The organism is Foetidibacter luteolus (assembly GCF_009650435.1).
Lineage (GTDB): Bacteria > Bacteroidota > Bacteroidia > Chitinophagales > Chitinophagaceae > Foetidibacter > Foetidibacter luteolus.
Window position 1 is genome coordinate 123085 of the sequence record NZ_VVIP01000094.1, and the last position, 21723, is coordinate 144807.

Consider the following 21723-nt stretch of genomic DNA (forward strand, 5'->3'; position numbering starts at 1 on the left):
CAATATATTTCCATTTTATCTGTTGCTTTGTAACTTTTACTTGTTGCTATGAATTTACAACCTGGTACATTTCTGCAAAACGCACCGGGGTTGGATGACCCCAACTTTAATGACGCGATGCTGTTTATTACCGAACATAATGCCAACGGTGCGGTAGGCTTTGTGATAAACAGGTTATTCAACCGTGCCCTAAACGAACTGGAAGAATTCAGCCAAAGCATTGCCTTTCCTTTATACGAGGGCGGCCCCGTTGATAAGGAGCACCTTTATTTTATCCATCGCCGGCCAGACAGGATAGAAGGCGGTTCGCCTGTTGCCGGCAACCTGTATTTTGGCGGTAATTTTCAGCAGGCGGTTAGCAGCATCAATAAAGGCACTGTTAACCAACAGGACATTAAAATATTCATCGGCTATTGCGGCTGGGACGCCGGGGAACTGGAAGCCGAAATTGCGGAGGGCGGCTGGCTGCTGGTTGAAAATGAGCTTTCCCTCGTGTTTGCCCCGCCTGCAACTTCATGATTTTGTGGGCGCTTGGCCTGGGTTTCGACAGGCTCAACCTGACATTCGGCAAGCTCGACCTGAATTCACTTTTAATAAGCGTAGGCATCAATAGCATTCAACGCCTGTTGCAGGCTTTGCTCACGTAACGCAGGCAGGGCCATACCTTCAGCCCTGAACACAGTTACATCCTTCATGCCGAGGAAGCCGAGAAAGGAACGCAGGTAAGGCTCTGTGTTATCAATGGCCTTCATTGGCTCTGCGGAATAGACCCCGCCCAAAGCAATAGCCAGGTATACTTTCTTGCCTTTTACCAGGCCTTCAGGCACGCCGGCCGCATTTTGATAGGTAAAGGTTTTGCCAGGCACGGCAATATGGTCAAGCCAGGATTTAAGGGTAGAGGGGATGTTGAAGTTGTAGAAAGGGACGGCGATGACGATAACATCCGCTTCGGTTACTTCCTTCACCAACATGTCTGCGTAGGCCGCGGCTGTGGATTGCGGCTGTGTACGCTCCTGCTCAGGGGTACGCAACGCTAAAAAGCCTAATGCGCCCAGGTGTGGCACGGGCTCCAGGCTAAGGTCTCTTTCTATAACCACACTGCCCGGGTAGGTATTTTGTAACTGTTCAATAATTTCAGCAGACAACTGCCTGCTTACAGACTGAGCGCCATTGATGCTTGATTGTATACTTAGAATCTTTGCCATAGTCATCATACATTTTAATTGTCCTGCAAAGCTCAACCACTTAACTTTCCAAAGTACAGCAGTTACCTGTTGGTAAGCAGTTAACACCGGTAACCAACAGGTAAGCGTAACTTGCACCCATTATGCAAAAGATAGATCACAAAGACTGCCAGGCATCGTTGCTGCCTATCAGGGATGCGATGGATGTTATTAACGGCAAATGGAAGTTGCTGATCTACATTTCCATAGCCAACGGTAACAGCAGGTTCAGGGAGATTGAAAGGAGCATACCGGATATTTCTTCCAAAGTACTGGCCAAAGAATTAAAAGAACTGGAGGCAAACCAGCTTATTAAGAGAACAGTTTATGATGCCACACCTGCGCTTGTAGAATATACCGCTACGGAATACTCAAAGGGCCTGGGCGATGTATTGACTGCCCTGAAAGATTGGGGTACCCGCCACCGTAACCAGATTATGAGCAAAGCATAAAAAGTAAGCATAGCGGCAACAATTATTTCCTAATAATCCGGAAGCGCTTGCCTTGCGGTCATTCCTGGCGTAAGCCCACTATTCAATATTCAATGTCGTTTAGTTAAGTATGTCAGCCTGAGTTCCGAAACTTCGGAATCGAAGGCAGATTCATAAAAGATGGCTGAACAAAACGGTTTCGACAAGCTCAACCTGACATCGCGTTCTTAACTAAACGAAACTGATTCCACATTCTCCATATAACATTTTTACCAGCGGTAACCGCTTTTTGCGGAATACAATTTCCTTTGTTGAAAATTAACAGCGATGAGAAAGTGTTTGCCCTTCGTTCTTTTCTTTTGTATAACATGCTTATCACAGGCCAGCAGCCAGGCCTTGCGTATTCCTGATGCTACCAACCAGGTACGCCTTGCAGGCGCAAAAATTGGTGTTACAGAAATTCAGGTGCATTACAGTTCACCCGGCGTTAAAGGCAGGGAAGGAAAAATATACGGAACTAATGTAGTTCCTTTTGGTTACCAGGTGCTGGGCTACGGCTCCAATGTAGCCTCGCCGTGGCGGGCTGGTGCTGATGAGTGCACCACCCTGTCATTCTCCACCGATGTGTTGATAAATGGCAAAAAACTGCCTGCCGGTAAATATGCATTCTTTATAGAAGTACATGAGGACAACAGCACACTTATTTTCAATAAGAACACTAAAGAATGGGGCAGCTACTTCTACCGTAAGGAACTGGATGTGCTGCATGTGCCCACTATTCAGCAAAAGAACCTGCCCGTTATGCAGGAGAGGCTACTGTATGAGTTTGCCAACCAAACGGATAATTCCATTGACATTAACCTGCTGTGGGAAAGATGGCGCTTCCCAATTAAAGTAGAAGTAGACCTTAAGAGCACTGTGCTGGAAAACATTCGTGAACAGATGAGCGGGGCTATCGGCTTTGACCCGCCCAGCCTGGAAGCTGCTGCCCGTTGGTGCGTAGAGAATGATACCAACCATACCGAAGCGCTCAACTGGATTAACAGCGCTGTTGACCCTAACCTGGGCGGCAGAAATACGTTCAATGCCTTGTCCACCAAAGCTGCACTGCTGAGAAAGCTGGGCAACCAGCAGGAAGCCACCACGCTGATGAACACCGCTATGGAGCAGGCAAGTGCGATAGAGCTGCATGGGTACGGCCGCCAGTTGCTGGCTGAAAATAAACTAGCCGAAGCATTGGCCGTATTTCAAAAAAATTACGACAAAAACAAAGGCGCCTGGCCCACCAATATGGGTATGATGCGGGTATATTCCGCTATGGGTAACTACAAAAAAGCATTGGAATATGCTAAAGCCGCTTTGCCACAGGCGCCGGAGGCACAAACCAAACAATTTTTGGAAACAGCAATTAAAACACTGGCAGAAGGGAAGGCACTGTGAGGCATTAATGAACAGCAGGTACTAAGCCGGGAAGGCGTTGTTTTATTTCACATCCGCCTATGACGGCGTGCATGATCCTGTTTATTTTTTTGATAACCGGCACTGCACGTAAAGCATCAACAGATGGTTTTGTTTTAAGTTTATTCCTGATGTATGGTTTTTTCTTGCCATATCTCCATGACCGAAACCGTGTTATGTATTTCCTGTGTTCGACTGGGTGCAACCGGCAGCACCTGGGAGCGACATTGAATGATGTGTTTACAAAACACGCCATCCTCCAAACAATTATTCAAACATTTTCTTTATTTTCAAACAAATCTGATAAGTTTTGAAAAAGCCATAGCTCACCTGTAAGGTTTCAGTACCCGGCAACTAATACACACTTAAAACTGGGTTATGAAACGCTTTTTCCTGACTGTTTTTATTGGCATGCTGCCCCTAAGCCTTTACGCTCAATCTCCTGTTATTGATAGTTTAAACCGGCTATTGGCAAAAGCTAAAACTGATACCAGCCGTATTAACCTGTTGGCTGAGAAAGTTTCTGCGCTTAACGAAATCAACCTCGATTCGGCTATCAGCCTTGGTTCCCGCATCATAGCGGAAGCGCAAGTAATCAATTACCGCAAAGGTGAGGCAGCTTTAAAAAGGCTGCTGGTTGCTTCTTATTGTTTTAAGGGAGATTACAGCAAAGCCCGGCAGTACCTGCAGGAAACACAACAAGTATATACATCGCTTAAAGATACCGTTGGTTTAATTAAAACATACTCCAGCTATGGCATGTTTTATGGCATGCAGACTATCTATGATTCTTCCGTTATCTTTTACCAACAGTCAATTAAACTGGCCGAACTGATAAAAGATGAAAAGCTGGCCAACCGTGGTTACCAAAACATCGCCATCCCTTATCAAATGCAATCCAAACATGCCCAGGCTATGTCATATTTTCAAAAGGCGCTGGCTTACTTTGAAAAGAAGAAGGATGATAACAGCCTGGCTTATCTATGGTTAAATATCGGGATTACCTATATGGCCATATTTGATACAGCCAGGGCAGAAAACTCTTTGCTGAAAGCCATAGACTTTTCCCGAAAGGCTGGCATACAGAATGTGGAGTTGTATGCATGTTCCAATCTTTCTAACCTGTATGCGAAAAAAGATTCGCTGGAAAAATCTTATGATTATGCGATGCGTTCAGTAGCCCTGAGCGAATCAATGGGAGACCTTGGCATGAAGGCCGCAGGCCTGTCAAAGGCGGCTTCGGCAAGGCTTAGCCAGAAAAAAATGGAAGAAGCTGAAATGCTGGTACGCAATGCCATAAGGGTGGCAGATTCCGCCGCCCAGCCGTTAAATATATTCCAGGCCAATATAATTATGGGGCGGCTACACCTTACCAGGCAACAGTACGCTGCAGCCATACCTTACTACGAAAAGGCATTTGCAGCCATAGAAAATACGCAGGAAGGAGAAGAAACTACCGGGGTTGCCTATAGCGAATTATCGCTTTGCTATGAAGAAACTGGTAATTATAAAGCCGCGTTGAGTTATCACAAACTTGCAACCAATATTATGGATTCACTCCGCAACAAAGAAAATGTGAGAAGGGCTACGGAGTTGGGCATGAGCTATGAGTTTGAAAAAAAGCAGCAATTGCAGGATGCCGAGAAAAAACGTCATGATGCTGTTACCGCAGCCAGGCAGTCTGCATTGTCTATCGGGCTGGTATTGGCCTTCCTGCTGGCCCTGCTGGCATTTTATGCTTACAAGAACAAACAAAAAGCCAATCTTTTGTTGGAAAAACAAAAACAGGAAATTGAAAATACCCTTAACGAGTTGCGGATAACACAAAGGCAACTGGTACAGGCAGAAAAAATGGCATCATTGGGCGAGCTTACTGCAGGCATTGCGCATGAAATACAGAACCCGCTCAACTTCATCAACAACTTTGCAGAGGTTAATGAAGAACTGGCTGACGAAGTGTTGGTTGCGTTAAAAGCCGGCGATACCGGCGAAGCTCTCGACATTACCGCTGATATAAAGCAAAACTCACAAAAGATAGCGCACCACGGTAAACGTGCGGATGGGATAGTAAAAGGAATGTTGCAGCATTCCCGTACGGGAACGGGGCAGAAAGAGCTTACTGATATCAATAAACTCGTGGATGAATATACAAGATTGAGTTATCATGGCATGCGTGCTAAAGACAAGAACTTCCAGGTTAAACTGCTTACTGAGTTTGAGGATGGCATACCTGCTATCAGCATAGTGCCCCAGGACATTGGCCGCGTATTGCTCAATCTGCTGGGCAACGCCTTTTACGCGGTTGCCGAAAAGAAACGCCTTTCTTCCGCTGAATTTGAGCCAACAGTAGTGGTAACTACCAAAAAAATAACCCATTCTAACGGCACGCCCATGATAGAAATAGCAGTAAAAGATAATGGCAATGGAGTGCCCGCTCATGTGGCGGAGAAAATTTTCCAGCCTTTTTTTACCACAAAACCTACCGGCCAGGGTACTGGCTTAGGGCTTTCGCTAAGCTATGATATAGTAAAGTTGCACAATGGTTTTATTGACCTGCAAACCAAAGAAGGGGAGGGGGCCATCTTTGTTTTACAGCTACCTGTTTAAGAAGGTTGGGCATCATTTTACAGCAAACCGCCGCTTGTAATCAATGGGTTTCTATATTTGTAGATAATACTTTCCTTACCGAGTTAATACAAAATAGCCAATGGCCTTATCCGTTCTTCCTTTTGCAATTACTGTTGTGCTGCTTCGGCGGCTGGTAAAGTCGTTGGAGCTTTCCGGCGAAGCGCCGGAATGGAAATCTCTTTTTAAAAAAGGGATGATAGCGGCCGGGGTGCTGTTTGCGCTTGAAATAGTGCTGAAGGCGGGCAATTTTACCATGTGGCTTTGGCACATCGGCATACTGCTTATCATGTGGCTGGTACTTACAAAGCCAGAGATGAAGAGTGGTAAAATGATTGTAACGGCTGTACTGCCGTATGAGGCGGTAACCCTTTTTTCTGACCTGGCTGAGCACATTTTACCGGGAGTATATAAATCGGTAAGCGCTGTGCTGGAAATAGCGCAACTTTTTGCAGTTGTATGGGCTATTGCTATGTGGATTAATGCCAACAAGCAGCAGAAAAAAGCCGAGCTGGAACGGCAGGAACGTTTAAGGGAAGAACAACTTTACCGTATTACAGAAGCTCAAAAGGCAGAGCTGGAAATTATCGTGGCCGAACGTACCGCCGAGCTTACCCAGCAAAAAGAAGCATTGGAAAAATCCCTGGAAGAATTAAAGGCCGCACAGGCGCAATTGATACATTCCGAAAAAATGGCCTCTTTGGGCGAGCTTACCGCCGGTATTGCGCATGAAATACAGAACCCGCTCAACTTTGTCAATAATTTTTCGCAGGTTAGTGTAGAACTGATGGATGAAATGCAGATGGAATTAGACAACGGCAACAAAGAGGAAGCCTTTGCCATAGCGGAAGACATTAAGCAAAACCTTTCCAAGATTAGCCATCACGGCAACCGCGCTGATGCTATTGTTAAAGGCATGCTGATGCATTCAAGAAAAAACACCGGCCAGAAGGAGCCAACAGATATTAACGCCCTTGCCGATGAATATTTGCGGTTAAGCTACCAGGGCCTGCGGGCAAAAGACAAATCATTTAATGCCAGCCTGTCAATGGATTTTGATAAGACAATCGGTAAAATAAGCGTGGTGCCTCAGGATATTGGCCGTGTGCTGCTTAACCTGTTCAATAATGCTTTTTATGCGGTTAACGAGAAGAAGAAACTGATGGGGGATGATTATAAGCCAACCGTGTCCGTAACAACAAAAAGGCTAAGCTCCCCCCTGGGTGAGGTGGATACGCAAATAGTTATTTATGATAACGGTACCGGCATACCGCAAAAGGTAATGGATAAAATTTTCCAGCCTTTCTTTACTACCAAGCCTTCAGGGCAGGGTACAGGGTTAGGCCTGTCGCTTAGTTACGATATTATTTCAAAGGGGCATAATGGCAAACTGTCTGTAAACACAAAAGAAAACGAGTTTACTGAGTTTACCATTGAGCTGCCCAGCTAAACCATTTAAAACCTGCTGAATGAAAATACTGGTAGTTGATGATGAGCCCGATGTGAAGAGCCTGTTTGAGCAGCGCTTCAGAAAAGAAATCAGGTCCGGGGAAATGATTTTTGCCTTTGCTTCTTCCGGCGAAGAGGCGCTGGAGTACATCAGCATTAACATGCACAATTCTGTATTGATTTTGTCAGACATCAATATGCCCGGCATGAGCGGGTTGGAGTTGCTGAAAAAAATAAAGCAGCAACATCTTAAGCCGCCACCGTTTGTAATGATGCTTACTGCCTACGGCGATGCGGAAAATTATTCTGCCGCCATGCAGCTTGGCGCCGATGACTTTTTAACCAAACCACTGGATTTTATTGTATTAAAAGACAAACTCAAAAAAATAGCGTAATGACGAGGATATTGGTAGTGGATGATGAAACTGACCTTGAGATTTTAATCAAACAAAAATTTCGAAGGCAGATAAGGGAACATGAATATGATTTTCTTTTCGCGGTGAATGGTGTAGACGCATTGGAAAAGCTGAAACAGAACCCCGACGTGGATATTGTTTTAAGCGATATTAACATGCCCGAGATGGATGGCCTTACCTTGCTTGACAAACTAAGCGATGTAAGCCCTGTTTTAAAGGCTGTTATCGTATCAGCTTATGGCGATATGGATAATATACGCACCGCCATGAACAAAGGCGCTTTTGATTTTATCTGCAAGCCCGTTAACTTCCAGGACCTTGATACAACGGTTCGCAAAACCATCAAGCAGGTGGCCCAGGTAAAGGAAACGCTGCGGGCCATACGCGAAAACGACATACTGAAAATGTATGTTGATGCTACGGTGCTAAAGTTCATGAACACCAAGGAATTCAGCCAGAAATTAATGTCCAACGAAACCGTGGAAGCCACTATCGTTTTTATAGACATCTGCGGTTTTACGGCCATTACCGAAACCGAACCTGCCGATACGGTTGTTAACCTGCTCAACCGGTATTTCGATATTATGGTGCATGAGATTATTACACAGAATGGTTATGTTGACAAGTTTATCGGCGATGCCATCATGGCCGTGTTCCGCGGAGATTTTCATTTAGACCGTGCCATTGATGCCTGCCTCAAGATACGTGAGTATATTAAGAATATGCCCGCCGCAGATACCGGCCTGCATTTTACGCCGCAGGTAGCCATCGGCATCAACAGTGGCGAAGTGATAGCCGGCAATATCGGTTCTGCCAGTTTAAAACGGCTTGATTATACCGTTGTAGGCGATACAGTAAATACCGCACAGCGGCTGCAGTCTGCCGCCCGGCCCGGGCAGGTAGTAATACCGCAGTCAGCTTACGAAACAGTAAAAGAATCCTTCAATTGCCAGCCCCTGGGCGAAGTAACTTTAAAAAACAAGGCAGCCAATCTGCTTATTTACGAAGTGCTGGATTAATAGGAGCATTATCATTGTTTGCTTATCACACCTTACGTAGGTATGGTGCCGGGCGACAGTTCTTTGTGGCGACCCGGTTGCGTCGCAATACTTTCATCGTTCTGTTCAATGGGCATCTTTTCAGCCCGGGTAGAGAATATCGAACAAGGAAGTTGAATATTGAACAAGGAACAAGGAATGTTGAATAACGAATCGCCCCACTCACCACTCACGATTCACCACTCACGAAATGAATATCGAACAAGGAACAAAGAATGTTGAATGGCGAACCCCACTCGCTACTCACCATTTCACTACTCACCATTCACCACTCACCGCTCCCCTCCGGTGTCCACACATCAAAGATGCGCCATATTTTAATTGGCGTTGCCCTACCTTTTAGGTAATCTTTGTATTCAGTCAGCACTTCATTGGCATCCATCTTCCCCATCCATTTCTACATAAGGTTAGTAAAAAGTATGAAAAAGGGTGCAAATACATTTCTCACATATCAACCAGCTTATCACTGCCAACGTTGTATACAACTTCAGGCAGGTAAGTGATGTGGTAATTGTAATGCCGGTAAAAAAAATAGCCGGCCTGGAAGAGGGTATTCTTTTTTACATGCAGAGAAAAGGGTTATGGCAGAGCGCCGGCATGCTCTGTAAAGAATACCCTAATACCATTCAACACTTACGGCAAATGTTAACCCCGCTTTTTAAGGAAGCGGAAGCTTTATTTAATCCTTCCCGGTCACTGCTTATAGTTTAGCATTTGTTACCTTGGTAACCCTTACAGGCTAATGCCACCGTTTATCTTTGTTGCCAACCCATATCTTTGCTGCTTTAAAAAAAAGGCATGCAACTTAACACGGTTATTTTTGATATGGATGGTTTGTTGATTGACAGTGAACCGCTATGGCAGGAAGCAGCGGATGAAGTGTTCAGGTTGTATGGCGTAACACTTTCGCAGGAACAATACCAGACTACCACCGGGCTGCGTACAACAGAGTTTGTGCAATGGTGGTTCAGGCATTTTAATATTGGGGAGGAAGAGCTTAGCAGGGCAGAAAGAAAAATAATGCACGCCGTAATGGACAAAGTGTACAAACGCGGTAAAATAATGCCCGGGGTTGAATACATCTTTGATTTTTTTGAAAAAAGAGGTTTTAAAATCGGGCTGGCTTCCTCATCGCCGGATAAGCTGATACAGTTGGTTTTAGACCTTTGCGGCATAAGAAAATACGTTCAGGCCACCTCTTCGGCAGAGTTTTTAACCTTGGGTAAGCCACACCCCCAGGTTTACTTAAACTGTGCGGAAGAGTTGAAGTCAAGCCCCACGGAATGCATTTGCTTTGAAGACTCCTTCAACGGAATGATTGCTGCCAAGGCCGCCCGTATGAAATGTGTTATTGTGCCGCACCACAGTCAGCTAAAAGATGAGCGCTGGGGCGCGGCAGACCTCAAACTTTCCTCACTGCAAAATTTTGGCTCCCTGCACCTTAACCTGCTGCTTTGATATTTTAAGCCCGCCATACCTACCATCTAACGCTTGTAATTAGTATCTTCATTTTTTCGTTTTAATCCTGATGAGTACCCAACTGTTATACCAGATAGCATTAACCCTTGTACCCAATATAGGCTGCGTACAGGCTAAAGTTTTAACGGAAAAATTCGGGAATGCGCAAGACATTTTTAAGGCCCGGCTGCATGAACTTAGCCTGGTTGAAAATATGGGTGAAGTAAGGGCTGCCTGTATTAAAGAGTTTACCGGTTTTAATGAAGTAGAAGAGGAGATAAGATTTATTGAAAAGTATAGGATTGAGCCTTTGTTTGTAACGGATGAGCGTTATCCCCGCCGGTTGCTTAACTGTTACGATGCGCCGGCATTACTGTATTACAGGGGTAATGCAGATTTAAATGCCCGGAATATAGTTAGCATAATAGGTACACGCAATAATACAGATTACGGTAAACTGCTTACAGAAAAACTGGTACATGATTTAAAAGAACAGGAGGTGCTTATTGTTAGCGGCCTTGCCTTTGGTATTGATGCGATAGCGCACAAAGCTGCGTTAAGTAATGGGCTGCATACGGTTGGCGTGCTGGCGCATGGCCTTGATACCATTTACCCGGCACAGCACAAAGGCCTGGCAAAAGAAATGATGCAGCAGGGTGGATTGCTTACAGAATTGCGCAGGCTTACAAGGCCTGATAAACATAATTTTCCACGGCGTAACCGTATTGTTGCCGGCATGGCAGACGCGGTTGTGGTAATTGAAACAGCAGCCAAAGGCGGCAGCATGATAACCGCTGAACTGGCGGGAGGGTACAGGAAAGATGTATTTGCTTTTCCGGGGCGTGTGGGCGATGCCAAAAGTGCCGGTTGCAATATGCTCATAAAAAATAATAAAGCGCATTTGCTGGGCGGCGCACAGGACCTGCTGGAGAAAATGGGCTGGGCTGCTAAAAAGAAAACTTCCGCCCCAAAACAAAAAGAACTTTTTATAGAAATGACAGCCGATGAAAGGGCATTGGTGAACATATTGGGCGAAAAAGAATCGGTGCATATTGATGAACTGTATTTTAAGAGTGGCCTTAGCAGCAGCTCAGTAGCGGCAGCCATATTAAACCTGGAACTGCAGGGCGTAATGGCCGGCCTGCCGGGTAAAATGTACAGGCTGATATGAGTATGCAGCCATATGCACAAGAGAAGTATTGCCGGGTAATGTTGCTATGGCTGACTGGCTGCCGGATTGAAGCGGAAAGCCCGCAGCCACCGGAGCCTTAGCGAAGGTGGCGAGGACTTGCAGCGAAAAGCCGGAACCGCAGCTTAACCAACGCTCAATTGCCGAAAGCCCCAAATAAGAATGCGGCACAGATGATGAATTTTAAAGATTCAGTAACTCCCCCGTTAATTTGTAAAAGCTGCCCGTCAGCAAAACAGTATTTGTTATTATGCAGCTTTCAACCAAAATTAAAAAGGCCATACAGGAACATGACGAAGTTACCCGGGCGCTTAAAAGCAAAAGCCGGGAGCAAAGCTGGGCTCGTTTTACCCGTACTCAGTTTAACCTGGTGGCCAGGGTAATTAATAAATGTATTACCAAAGAGGTACTGGCCAACAGCGATTATGTAGAACTGCACCTGGTAATTGGCAAACACAACCTGGAAAAGTACATGCATACTTACCGTTGCAGCCATGTGTACGAGTTTATAAGGTACCTGGGCAATATGGGGGAGTACCGCGTATTTAACTGGGTTAGCGGCAAAACACTGCAAAGCTACTGGAGCGGCGGCGATGCCAAATACATAAAGGTAAACGCGTTGCTGGCTTTTTTGCAGGTGCCATTTAATGAGTGGGATGTTTGGCTGAAGGACAGTAAAGGCGGCGAAGTAAACAGCTACCTGGCAAAGCTGCCTGCAGGCTCCGCGGGTTTAACCAGGTCTTCGCTCTCAATAGTAAAGAGTTATTACCTGGGCAACTACTTTTTGTATTATCAAAAAACCGATGGCAGCAAAAACATTATTAAAACAGCTTTTATTTTAAAGGAAAGTGATAACGGGCAGATTGTTGTAAAATCAGTATCTGAAGGGCACCGTTACAGCGGCAAGGTAACAGGTATACGCGATGGCTGCCTTTACATAGATTGCCAAAACCTTGATTTTGAAGAGATGGAGCAATACGTTTTTAATATAGGGCTGGAAACAAAACCGCAGGTATTGTTCGGCGTATCTAATACGGTAAGCGTTAAGAACAGGCAGGCGGTGGCTTTAAAGAATGTGCTGGTAAAACAAAAAACCAACGACCCTGCTTTTGAAAACATACAGGAAACGGAGATACCCTTTAGCCGCAAATATGCCTCGCCAACGGAAGAAGCGCTGGTAGTAAACTATCTTAAACGCCAAACCAACAACATTATAACCACCCAGCCTTGCTGCAACCTGGCAGACCTGGCTGGCATGTAACGGTGTTGGCAAAGAAACATACCAGGTACGATTTATAAAGTACTTTTTATGTTAGATGTTTGATGCGAGATATACGATGTAAAAAACAGCCATTTAAGAATTACTTGTAACGGACAGTATATTATTCTGCTTGCCTGATAAAGTTGTGCAACATTTTTTTGGTGACCAACAATACTGCTACTATGAGGCGCCTGTTGTGTCACTCACTTGTACGCCTGGTAATTCTATTCGGCAACGTGCGGCCAGGCTGTTTTTGCACAGTTTTATGCAGTATGGAGTATTAGCGAAAAGCATGTTGCAATACTTTATTCTTCCCTTAAATGTTTGCCGGTAAGGTTAATAAAAACATCTTCCAGGTTAGCCTGTTTTACTTCTTTTGGTCTTTCAAAACCGGTAGCCACCAGCTCGTCAATCAACTGGTCTGGCGTGGCAAGGGCAATAATGTTGCCTGAATCAATAATTGCCACCCGGTCGCAGAGCACTTCAGCTTCATCCATATAGTGCGTTGTAATTATAACGGTAGTGCCTTTGGAGCGTATGTCCCTTATCAGGTCCCACAGGTTGCGCCTGGCCTGCGGGTCAAGCCCGGTGGTAGGTTCATCCAGGAAAATTATTTTGGGGTGATTAATAAGCGTGGTGGCAATGGAAAACCGTTGTTTCTGGCCGCCGCTTAGTTCCTTGAATTTGCTTTTGGCTTTATCTCGCAGGTTAACCGTATCCAGCAGTTGCAACGGGTTTACTTTCTCATTGTACAAGCCCGCAAATAAATGAATAAGCTCCACCAGTGTAAGGCCGGGATAGTAGCCGGATGCCTGTAGCTGTACGCCAATCACTTTTTTTACCTCGTTGGGTGCGGTATCCAGGTTAAAGCCATCTACCCATACTTCGCCGCTTGTTTTGCTGCGCAGCGTTTCAATTATTTCCAGCGTGGTAGATTTTCCTGCGCCGTTAGGGCCCAGCAGACCAAATATTTCGCCTTCCTGCACATCGAAGCTTATGCCTTTAACTGCTTCAAAATCTCCATATTTTTTACGAAGGTTTTTTACGGAAATAATTGTTTGCGCCATAGTATTTGCTTAGGGGCGTAAAGATAGTTCCATTTTAATATCGGCCGTTTCAAAAGGAGAGCCGGTAACAGGCACATACGTAAACCCGTATTTTTCATACAGCTTTAAGGCCGCCTTTAACTGGCTGTTGGAGTACAGGATAATTTTTACCGCGCCAACATTTTTTGCGGCTTCCAGGCATTTTTCCAGCAACAACTTGCTGATGCCTTTGCCATGGTGGGCAGGCCCCACAGCCATTTTAGCCAGTTCGTAAATACCAGCGTGCTCATTAATAAGGGCCGCGGAGCCAACAATTTCGCCATTCAGTTGTGCCAGGTAAATAAAGCCGCCGGTATCAAGAATAGTGGCCACAGGGTTATCAAGCACGGCAAGGTCTGCCGGCTCGGTTAAATTATATTGGTCAAGCCAGTACAGGTTAAGGCTTTTAAATACCGCGGCATGTTGGGGCTGGAAAGGAATGATGGTAACCATTGGGTAAAAATAAAACAACATGCGAGAATGTAAGATGTTGGATGTAGTGGCAGCGTTAGAGCAAGTGGGAGTGGTAAATGGCGGGTGTGAGAGGAGGCCGGTTGATAATTTTGTACTTGAATTCGTGAGTACTTCCTAATATAGCTTCATCCAACCGCGATTATGACGCAGCACAAACAAAACTGCATTACCATTCGCAAAAGGTTTTTCAACTGAACCGTAAGAAGTATTTTGCAGGCGGTTTAAAAATTTAATCATATGGACCAAGATCAATCTATACCGTTAAGCTTTACGCATGAGGGCGTGGAATATACAGGCTGGGCAACAGCATCCAGGAAAGCAGGCGAGGATGGTTTTCCAAAATCTTTTCGGGTTGTGTTGAATAAGGTTTTTTTTGGCAACCTGAGCGCAAATGAATCTTCCTGGACAAATGACGAGCAGCGGCCTGAAGGGCTTACCGAAACAGTGGGAAAGATTCTTAGCAGCAAGAGGAAGAAAATTTAGAAGAAACGCTGATGCCAAACAATTGAGCCCAATTGTTGCAGTATTGCCGCCATGATCACTAAAACATAGTTGCATGTTATCAGCAAGGTTAAAGGAAGAAACAAAAGCAGCACACCAATCTCTTGAAAAAGCGATGGTTGTTTATATTAGAAAGGTGCAAACGGAGGAGCAGTATGTACGTTTACTGCAATTGTTTTATGGCTTTTACCGCCCGCTGGAAGAAAGGATAGCAAGATATGTTGATGACAGTATAATGCCGGAGTTTAACTCAAGGGCAAAAACAGGGCGGCTATTGAATGATATGGACAATGGGGCGGCAGATGATAATATACTTGCTGTTGATTTGCCGGTAATTGAATCCCTGGCTGCTGCGCTTGGCGCCATGTACGTACTGGAAGGCTCAACCCTTGGTGGTGAGTATATTGCCAAAATGCTGGCTTCACAATCGGGTATTAAAGATAGCAGGCTTAGTTTTTTTAACAGCTACGGTAATAAACGAATGGAGATGTGGGCAGGTTTTATTGAAACGATAAATAGTTATGGTAATGACAGCAATATTTCCCGGCAGGTTGTTGATAGCGCCTCACAAACCTTCCTGAAATTTAAAAGCTGGTTAATTGCTTTTTATACACCTGTGGAGGCGGCAGTATTGCCGTTTAGATGAGCGTGAATGTAATCACGTATTTCCTTAATGCCCGACGGCTTACGTATAAAGCCTGCCGCGTTAATGGAGTTGGCAATATGTTCTATCTGCTCATGTGCGGAGTGAATAATAACAGGCACTTGTTTAAAAGGCTCTTTCTGCCGAAAGGCGTTAATAACATCCCGGCTGGTAACATCGCCAATAAAGTGATCCACAAGAATTAAATCGGGCTTGTAACTAATGTTTTCCTCAAGTAACCTTGCAGGGTCCATTTCAGTAATTACTTCGTAATGCTTATTCAACACTCTTGTAAGCAACTCAAGTGTTTCGGGGTCATCATCCAATATCATTATTGTCTTAAGCATAATAATTCGTCTCCAACGGCTGATTGGCATTAATCAGGCAACATTGTGTTTTAGCCAGAAGTTAAATGTATCCTGCAAAACAAGATGCATGTTTTTAAGATTGTCTGGTTTTACCAGGTAGGCATTGGCCCCGTATTCGTAAGATTTTTTTATATCCTGCTCATCTTCTGAAGAAGTGAACATGATTACCGGGATTGTCTTAAATTCTGAGCGGGACCTGATGTACTGTAAAGTTTCAAAGCCATTCATGCCGGGCAGGTTAATATCCAGCAGTATAATTTCGGGCTTTAACTGGTGCTGCTCACTCTCCGCTGTGGTTTGTACCAGCGAGTCGCCGCTTTCAAAAGTATGCAGCGCATAATCCCCCAGTTTGTTAATGATGCGTTTGAAAAAAACTACCGCATCAGGGTTGTCTTCAATATAAAGCACATTTCTGGGCATATCACCTCGTATCTTTTGGTAGAGTTAAATAAAATTTCGTGCCATTATTCAGTATGCTTTCTACCCATATTTTCCCGCCGTGGTTTTCTACAATTCTTTTAACAATGGCCAGTCCCACACCAGTACCGTCAATATTCTTTACATTATCCAACCTGCGGAACAATTCAAATATACGGGGTGCATATTTCATGTCCAACCCTATTCCGTTATCCGATACTGTGTAGAGAATATATCCATCTTCAGTTAACTGTGAGGAAATTTCCACCACAGGCGGCTGGCTGTTAACAGAATATTTAACCGCATTGCTCACCAGGTTCTGAAACAACTGCATTATCATTGTTTCATCACCATATACATCCAGTGTTTTACCAACATTTATTTCAACGCTGCTGTTAGGTATGGATGCTTTTACTTCCTGCACTATCTCGTTTATCATGGCTTCCATATTAATCTTTTTAAAGCTTATGCCGGTGCGGCCAACTTTACTATAGTGCAGAACATCCCGTATCAACTGCGTCATTTTATCCGTTCCCTTAATAACTTTCTGCATCAGTTCGGCCGCTTCTTCCGGCATTTGCGTGCCATAGTCTTCCAGTATAATTTCAGAATAGTTTTTAATGGAAGATAACGGCGTACGCAAATCGTGAGAAATGGTATAAGTAAACGTGTCCAGCTCTTCATACGCCAGGCGCAGCCTGTCGTTTAACTTTCTTATTTCGGTGGATTTTTTATTAAGCACCTGTATGGTATCTTCCCTCAATTTCATGGCTGCACCAATTTCGGCGTTGCTCCATTCTTCGGAAGTGTTCTTTACTTCCGCAGTCCATTTTTCAAAACTTTTGCGGGGCGATAACCGTTCAGTTCCATCTTCCACTTTAATCATCGCCTTTTCAGGGTTGCCGGCCCAATCAACTGTTTTTATCAGTTCAGGTTTAAACCACATGATGTACTCATTCATACCAGCGGAAAGCTCAGCCGCCATCACGCCACTGGCTTCGGCTGCACTGCTGCCGGCAGCGCTGAAACCGGCGGCAATATGGTTGGTTTCATATATGCCGGACGATACCTGCTGAGATTTTAACCAGCCAGCTATATTTTTTACCTGGTCTTCTGCAGGTGTTGTGCCCAGCAGGTACATTTTATTCTCAAAAAACAAGGCTGCCCCCGTTGCTGCATTCATGTTAAGAAGGGTGGTTTTGCGCCCTGTAAGCCCTTCCGCCACATTAAGGTCTTCAGACATTTGTTCGTGCAGTTTTTGGCCTGCTGCCTGGTAACGGTTGTTTTCTTCCCGCAGGTCTTCTTCCTGCCTGAACTCCAGCGCGGCTGAAAACAACTGGCCTATAAACCGGCAGGCAGTGCGGCTGTTAAAATCAATAAACCTCGGGCTGTAGTTGTGGCAGGCAATAAGCCCCCACAGCTCATTTTTATAAATAAGCGAAATGCTGAAGCTGGCATCCACACCCATATTCTTAAGGTATTCAATATGTATGGGGGAAACCGCCCGCAGTATGCTGTGGGTAAGGTCCAGCGGTTTTACTGATTCGTCGTCTAAACCTACCAATGCAGATGGAGCGGCATGTACGTCTGCGATAATTCTAACCAGGTTGATTTTGTAAAGCTCACGGGCCTGCACGGGTATATCGCTGGCAGGGTAGTGCAGGTGTAAAAAAGGTTCAATGTGTTCATTCCGGGCTTCTGCTACAACTTCGCCGTGCTGGTCTTTATGAAACTTGTAGATCATAACCCTGTCGTAACCGGTTATTTCTTTAACAAGCACGGCCACGTTTTGCAACAGTTGTTGCATAGAGCCGGCAGATTGTATTTTGCCCAGCGCGGTGGTCATGATTTTTTGCAGGGTTATGTAGCTGCCGGTGGCTGCCTGCTCTTCAAATTCAATAATTACATGGCCGTTGTGGCTATGAAAAACGGTATCGAAAAAGCGGTTGTGCAGGTGCAGTTTTACCGGGTTTTGCGCTTCAAAATTATTGTTGCGCAAGCCAACGTTCAGTATTTCGTTTATCTGTAATGCCGTATCACCCGTAAAAATCTCTCCGGGTTTTTTGCCCAGCACCTGGGCCGGCTGCAGCCCCAGGTAGGCGGAAATATTTTGACTGACTTTTTCAATAATATAAGATTCCGGATGCAGGGCCATCAAAAAACCATGGGGTTGAATAAGCCCCGGAATATGTATCGGTTCTTTGTCGCAATTGGTAAGGTTAACCTGGAAAGTGTTGTTCATGATTGGCTGCTATTAGTTAAATGGCTACCGCAGATTCTGCAAATAACGGGCTAAAATAAAAAAGGATGCTGATTATAGGCCATGGCCTCATTTGCATCCGGTTTCATTTGCTGAATTAAACACTACCGTTTGCTCAATGCTACCCTGCGGGCAAAGCCCAATAGCAATCCCGCCGCCCAATGGCTGCCGGATTGAAACGGAAACCCCGCTGAGGGTTTGTGCGGATGGTATTGCGGCGGAGTTGCAGTGAAAAGCCGGAACTGCTGTTGCAAAATTTTCCTGCCGGTGAAAGCCCCAAAAACCTCGCCTGGAAACATGCCCATTGAGTGCAGGTATAAGCATCAGCCCAATGTATCCCGTGTACTAACTTTTCATGGATTGTTCAAACAGTTTTCGGCGTTCTTCTATTTCTGTTGCTTTGTTAATGGTTGGCTGTATTATACTGTCTTGCAATGCTGCTAACAAGGTTGCGGTATCCTTATACCTATAAGGCGGTAACACGGAAAAAAAACCGGCAAAGTCTATAAACATGGAATACTCAAACTGTTTATCAAGTATAATGGGCTGTACGGGCAGCGAGGGCAGGGCGGGTACAATCGCTTTCAGCTCCTGGGGAATACTTTTGGCATCTGTAATATCAGCTATCACAAATTTGGCGAGGTGGGCCAGGGTAGAAACAGTTTCGGTAAGATCCCTGCCGGCGGGCTTTTCAAAATCAAACAGCATGGGCAGGTAACCACGATTTCTTAATTCTGTTCTCAGTGCGTCAAGCACTTCTTTTCTTTCTGCGGTAAACCTGCCCAGTATCAACACTCCTTTTTTGGTTATGGTGTCTATTACACTCTTTATTTTGGCATTGTTTAAAAACAGGTAAACCAATTGCGCAATTTCAATACTGTCAACGCTTACCTCAGGTTGGTCGCCTGGGGTTACAATAAGGTCGCGGCTAAGTTTTGCATTCGCAGGCGGCGTAATATCCCATGCAGAAACGCCATATACCCTGCATCCACAAATGTTTGCGCCCTGCAGGTTGGCGTTTACAAGATTGGCATTGGTAAGGTTGCTGCCGCTTAAATCTGCATCGAAAAAATTGGCGCCTTGTAAGTTAGCGTTGCTAAAATCTGCGTTTTGCAGTTTAGCGCCGGAAAAATCGGCGCCACGGCAATCCGTTTCCATCATGCGGGCATTCTGTAACACCGCATTCCTGAAGCTGGCGCCCTGCAGCCTGCAGCCTTTCATTGAAATCCACCCGCGGCCGTCCTCTGCGTCAAACAGGGCATCATCAAAATTGGCGCCCCTAAAGTCTGCATAGCCTATGCATAGGTTACTGTAATAAATGCTCTTAAGGTTTATGGCCCTGGCGGTTAGCGCCCTTATGTAGCCGCCTTTGGTCCATGCGCCTTTTTTTGACCCTGTGGACAGGTTGTATGCCTGTAATTGCCTTTTAAGTTTATACGCTTCCCAGTCATGCAGCGCCGTTTCGCGGTCATTGCTGCGCATGGGCGAGTCTGCGAGCTTTTTAAACTCTTCCAGGTCAGTGGCATTGCCGCTGAATTTCGGTGTCAGCGTTTGCGGTATTGTCATTGTACAAGGTATTGGCCGAAAATTAGCAATTGTAAACCGGCTTTGCAAACGGCGGCTTATCTTAAAAGCATCATGCCATGTTCTTCTGCCCAGATACGATATTAGTTTTTACCGGCAGGCACTGCACCCCAACGGTGGCGAAGTAATTAATGGATAGCGGCCCCTAAAATAATATGCGGAGTGCTAATATTTATTTCAACACAATTTTAAAATGAATACTTTTAATAATATCTTATCCTTTTGTAACCCATTAGTAAAGGAGGTGCATTATGGACCCGATTGTAAATTCTGTAGCCTATTGCGGTGGCCGCCGGGTGGCCAGCCTACGCCTTGATGAAATAAGCCAGGTACTTAAACAGCCCGATAAATTTGTATGGATAGGGCTGCATGAGCCCAGCAAAGAGTTGCTAAGGCAGGTGCAAAACCAGTTTAACCTGCACGACCTGGCCATAGAAGATGCTTTTTCGGCCCACCAGCGCCCCAAACTTGAAGCTTATGGCGATACACTCTTTATAGTACTGCGCACCGCGCAAATGAATAAAACGGAACACCACATAGATTTTGGTGAAACCCATTTTTTTCTCGGGGCTAATTTTATAGTTACGGTACGCCACGGCTCATCGCTGGCGTATACAGAAGTGCGTTCCCACTGCGAAAACACGCCGCATCTTTTAAGCAAAGGCCCTGGCTTTGCGCTATATGCCGTAATGGATTCCATTGTTGACCAATACTTTCCCGTAATAGAAGCGCTTGAGCAGGAATTGATTGCCGTAGAAGAGCTGATATTTGACCACAAGCCCAGCCGCGAAACCACCCAGCAGATTTATATGCTAAAGCGTGAATTGCTGGATGTAAAACGGGCCATCACACCATTGATAGATATCTGTAACCGGCTGATGCGTTTTGATATCGGCCTGATACCCGAAGATACAAGGCCCTATTTCAGGGATGTTTACGATCACTCCCTGCGTATTAACGAAATGCTTGATAATACCCGCGAACTGGTAACCGCCGCACTGGAAGCCAACTTCTCCCTCACTTCCATATCGCAAAGCGAAGTCTCTAAAAAATTTGCAGGCTGGGCGGCTATTATCGGCGTGCCTACCATGGTGGCGGGCATCTACGGCATGAATTTTAAGTTTATGCCCGAGCTTAATTTGCCCTGGGCCTATCCGTTGGTACTCGCCACCACATTCGGGCTTTGCATTATACTGTATATTTTTTTCCGGAGGTCCGGATGGTTGTAACCCCCGGCCGTAACATACGCCTTTGCAGTATAGTATTGTAGCATAGTAATATTATTATGGGGTGCCCCCAAGCTGCGCAAGGGGTCGGGCTTTCCGCTGCTACTCCGGCACAAAAGCCCTGCTGCCATGGCCTCACCGGGGTATCCGCTTCAATCCCTCACCCACAGGTGCAACAGGTTGCTTCTTTTGCAGCCAGGTTTAAGGCGCAGCAAGCCTGCACGCTATAACTATATGCCATCTTTCCTTCTATGGTTTTGTACTGCATTTTTCTTGTTACAGATTTACAACCTGCATCATACATCTATTACAAATTGTAGTAAGAGTTCTACCCCTTCTGTTACAAACCAGTACTTCAAACAGGTTATATACTCTATTTTTTACGGCTTTGCGCTGTAGTTACTTTGTATCATCAAATCAACATGTTGGCTGGTAAATATCCAATAAATGAAAAACCGTAAAAATCCAATTTCGGCCCGTTTTAAGGTCCAATTTCCTGGCAACCCAAACCCTTTTTAAAGCACTAAAATCCAATGTTTCTGTGGGAATAAAAATTGTTTCCCTCAGTCCAATATCCAGATCCATTATCCAAATCCA

At 45.2% G+C, this 21723-nt stretch carries 21 protein-coding genes; 14 read left to right on the top strand and 7 right to left on the bottom strand.

The window, feature by feature from the left end; translation table 11 throughout:
- The first annotated feature begins 48 nt into the window (after positions 1–48).
- Positions 49–519 (top strand): YqgE/AlgH family protein, encoded by a 471-nt coding sequence (locus tag F0364_RS28220; RefSeq protein ID WP_153801171.1) that lies wholly within the window; start codon positions 49–51, stop codon positions 517–519.
- Positions 520–590: 71 nt separating this feature from the next.
- Here F0364_RS28220 and F0364_RS28225 read toward each other — a convergent pair whose 3' ends face one another.
- Positions 591–1205 carry an FMN-dependent NADH-azoreductase gene (locus F0364_RS28225; RefSeq protein WP_207632927.1) on the bottom strand — a complete coding sequence of 205 codons (615 nt, stop codon included), beginning with the start codon at positions 1203–1205 and terminating at the stop codon, positions 591–593.
- A 122-nt stretch (positions 1206–1327) separates the two neighbouring features.
- Here F0364_RS28225 and F0364_RS28230 point away from each other — a divergent pair, with 122 nt between their 5' ends.
- From F0364_RS28230 to F0364_RS28275, 10 genes are all read left to right on the top strand, one after another.
- Positions 1328–1675: a winged helix-turn-helix transcriptional regulator gene (locus tag F0364_RS28230; RefSeq protein WP_207632928.1), complete on the top strand. Its 348-nt coding sequence runs from the start codon at positions 1328–1330 to the stop codon at positions 1673–1675.
- Between the two features lie 306 nt (positions 1676–1981).
- Positions 1982–3094, top strand: a complete 1113-nt coding sequence (locus tag F0364_RS28235; RefSeq protein ID WP_153801174.1) for a DUF2911 domain-containing protein — start codon at positions 1982–1984, stop codon at positions 3092–3094.
- A gap of 396 nt (positions 3095–3490) precedes the next feature.
- Positions 3491–5719, top strand: a complete 2229-nt coding sequence (locus F0364_RS28240) for a tetratricopeptide repeat protein (RefSeq protein ID WP_153801175.1) — start codon at positions 3491–3493, stop codon at positions 5717–5719.
- A 100-nt stretch (positions 5720–5819) separates the two neighbouring features.
- On the top strand, positions 5820–7187 hold the full coding sequence (locus F0364_RS28245) for a sensor histidine kinase (RefSeq protein WP_153801176.1): 1368 nt from the start codon (positions 5820–5822) through the stop codon (positions 7185–7187).
- 19 nt (positions 7188–7206) lie between these two features.
- Positions 7207–7581, top strand: coding sequence for a response regulator (locus F0364_RS28250; protein ID WP_153801177.1), 375 nt, complete (start codon positions 7207–7209; stop codon positions 7579–7581).
- Positions 7581–8621: an adenylate/guanylate cyclase domain-containing protein gene (locus F0364_RS28255; protein WP_153801178.1), complete on the top strand. Its 1041-nt coding sequence runs from the start codon at positions 7581–7583 to the stop codon at positions 8619–8621. Before F0364_RS28250 ends, F0364_RS28255 begins: the two co-directional genes overlap by 1 nt.
- Positions 8622–9089: 468 nt before the next feature.
- A complete protein-coding gene (locus F0364_RS28260) occupies positions 9090–9371 on the top strand; it encodes a hypothetical protein (protein WP_153801179.1) in 282 nt (93 codons plus the stop codon).
- Between the two features lie 87 nt (positions 9372–9458).
- Positions 9459–10118 (top strand): hexitol phosphatase HxpB, encoded by a 660-nt coding sequence (gene hxpB / locus F0364_RS28265; protein ID WP_153801180.1) that lies wholly within the window; start codon positions 9459–9461, stop codon positions 10116–10118.
- Positions 10119–10188: 70 nt separating this feature from the next.
- Positions 10189–11289, top strand: coding sequence for a DNA-processing protein DprA (gene dprA, locus F0364_RS28270; protein ID WP_153801181.1), 1101 nt, complete (start codon positions 10189–10191; stop codon positions 11287–11289).
- Between the two features lie 268 nt (positions 11290–11557).
- Positions 11558–12568, top strand: coding sequence for a hypothetical protein (locus F0364_RS28275; RefSeq protein ID WP_153801182.1), 1011 nt, complete (start codon positions 11558–11560; stop codon positions 12566–12568).
- A gap of 305 nt (positions 12569–12873) precedes the next feature.
- On the opposite strand, the gene F0364_RS28280 is transcribed toward F0364_RS28275, so the two are convergent.
- Complete coding sequence (locus F0364_RS28280) at positions 12874–13635, bottom strand: ABC transporter ATP-binding protein (RefSeq protein WP_153801183.1); 762 nt, start codon at positions 13633–13635, stop codon at positions 12874–12876.
- Positions 13636–13644: 9 nt separating this feature from the next.
- Positions 13645–14106: a GNAT family N-acetyltransferase gene (locus F0364_RS28285; RefSeq protein ID WP_207632929.1), complete on the bottom strand. Its 462-nt coding sequence runs from the start codon at positions 14104–14106 to the stop codon at positions 13645–13647.
- A gap of 258 nt (positions 14107–14364) precedes the next feature.
- Here F0364_RS28285 and F0364_RS28290 point away from each other — a divergent pair, with 258 nt between their 5' ends.
- Complete coding sequence (locus F0364_RS28290) at positions 14365–14610, top strand: hypothetical protein (protein ID WP_153801185.1); 246 nt, start codon at positions 14365–14367, stop codon at positions 14608–14610.
- A 73-nt stretch (positions 14611–14683) separates the two neighbouring features.
- Positions 14684–15274: a biliverdin-producing heme oxygenase gene (locus F0364_RS28295; RefSeq protein ID WP_153801186.1), complete on the top strand. Its 591-nt coding sequence runs from the start codon at positions 14684–14686 to the stop codon at positions 15272–15274.
- On the opposite strand, the gene F0364_RS28300 is transcribed toward F0364_RS28295, so the two are convergent.
- From F0364_RS28300 to F0364_RS28315, 4 genes are all read right to left on the bottom strand, one after another.
- Positions 15235–15618 (bottom strand): response regulator, encoded by a 384-nt coding sequence (locus tag F0364_RS28300; RefSeq protein WP_207632930.1) that lies wholly within the window; start codon positions 15616–15618, stop codon positions 15235–15237. The two genes, F0364_RS28295 and F0364_RS28300, sit on opposite strands and share 40 nt — an antisense overlap.
- Positions 15619–15651: 33 nt before the next feature.
- A complete protein-coding gene (locus tag F0364_RS28305; RefSeq protein ID WP_153801188.1) occupies positions 15652–16059 on the bottom strand; it encodes a response regulator in 408 nt (135 codons plus the stop codon).
- A gap of 1 nt (position 16060) precedes the next feature.
- Positions 16061–18298: an ATP-binding protein gene (locus F0364_RS28310; protein ID WP_153801189.1), complete on the bottom strand. Its 2238-nt coding sequence runs from the start codon at positions 18296–18298 to the stop codon at positions 16061–16063.
- A 363-nt stretch (positions 18299–18661) separates the two neighbouring features.
- On the bottom strand, positions 18662–19882 hold the full coding sequence (locus tag F0364_RS28315) for a pentapeptide repeat-containing protein (RefSeq protein WP_153801190.1): 1221 nt from the start codon (positions 19880–19882) through the stop codon (positions 18662–18664).
- 269 nt (positions 19883–20151) lie between these two features.
- Between F0364_RS28315 and corA the strand changes: the two genes are divergently transcribed.
- Entirely contained in the window at positions 20152–21129 is a 978-nt protein-coding gene (gene corA, locus F0364_RS28320) for a magnesium/cobalt transporter CorA (RefSeq protein ID WP_153801191.1), read from the top strand.
- The last annotated feature ends 594 nt before the right edge of the window (positions 21130–21723 follow it).

Coding starts and splice junctions, on each gene's coding strand:
- F0364_RS28280 (WP_153801183.1), bottom strand. CDS start 13,635: ATGGCGCAAACAATTATTTCCGTAAAAAACCTTCGTAAAAAATATGGA.
- hxpB (WP_153801180.1), top strand. CDS start 9,459: ATGCAACTTAACACGGTTATTTTTGATATGGATGGTTTGTTGATTGAC.
- F0364_RS28310 (WP_153801189.1), bottom strand. CDS start 18,298: ATGAACAACACTTTCCAGGTTAACCTTACCAATTGCGACAAAGAACCG.
- F0364_RS28240 (WP_153801175.1), top strand. CDS start 3,491: ATGAAACGCTTTTTCCTGACTGTTTTTATTGGCATGCTGCCCCTAAGC.
- F0364_RS28235 (WP_153801174.1), top strand. CDS start 1,982: ATGAGAAAGTGTTTGCCCTTCGTTCTTTTCTTTTGTATAACATGCTTA.
- F0364_RS28285 (WP_207632929.1), bottom strand. CDS start 14,106: ATGGTTACCATCATTCCTTTCCAGCCCCAACATGCCGCGGTATTTAAA.
- dprA (WP_153801181.1), top strand. CDS start 10,189: ATGAGTACCCAACTGTTATACCAGATAGCATTAACCCTTGTACCCAAT.
- F0364_RS28230 (WP_207632928.1), top strand. CDS start 1,328: ATGCAAAAGATAGATCACAAAGACTGCCAGGCATCGTTGCTGCCTATC.
- F0364_RS28220 (WP_153801171.1), top strand. CDS start 49: ATGAATTTACAACCTGGTACATTTCTGCAAAACGCACCGGGGTTGGAT.
- F0364_RS28300 (WP_207632930.1), bottom strand. CDS start 15,618: ATGCTTAAGACAATAATGATATTGGATGATGACCCCGAAACACTTGAG.
- F0364_RS28225 (WP_207632927.1), bottom strand. CDS start 1,205: ATGGCAAAGATTCTAAGTATACAATCAAGCATCAATGGCGCTCAGTCT.
- F0364_RS28305 (WP_153801188.1), bottom strand. CDS start 16,059: ATGCCCAGAAATGTGCTTTATATTGAAGACAACCCTGATGCGGTAGTT.
- F0364_RS28255 (WP_153801178.1), top strand. CDS start 7,581: ATGACGAGGATATTGGTAGTGGATGATGAAACTGACCTTGAGATTTTA.
- F0364_RS28245 (WP_153801176.1), top strand. CDS start 5,820: ATGGCCTTATCCGTTCTTCCTTTTGCAATTACTGTTGTGCTGCTTCGG.
- F0364_RS28315 (WP_153801190.1), bottom strand. CDS start 19,882: ATGACAATACCGCAAACGCTGACACCGAAATTCAGCGGCAATGCCACT.
- F0364_RS28275 (WP_153801182.1), top strand. CDS start 11,558: ATGCAGCTTTCAACCAAAATTAAAAAGGCCATACAGGAACATGACGAA.
- corA (WP_153801191.1), top strand. CDS start 20,152: ATGGACCCGATTGTAAATTCTGTAGCCTATTGCGGTGGCCGCCGGGTG.
- F0364_RS28250 (WP_153801177.1), top strand. CDS start 7,207: ATGAAAATACTGGTAGTTGATGATGAGCCCGATGTGAAGAGCCTGTTT.
- F0364_RS28295 (WP_153801186.1), top strand. CDS start 14,684: ATGTTATCAGCAAGGTTAAAGGAAGAAACAAAAGCAGCACACCAATCT.
- F0364_RS28290 (WP_153801185.1), top strand. CDS start 14,365: ATGGACCAAGATCAATCTATACCGTTAAGCTTTACGCATGAGGGCGTG.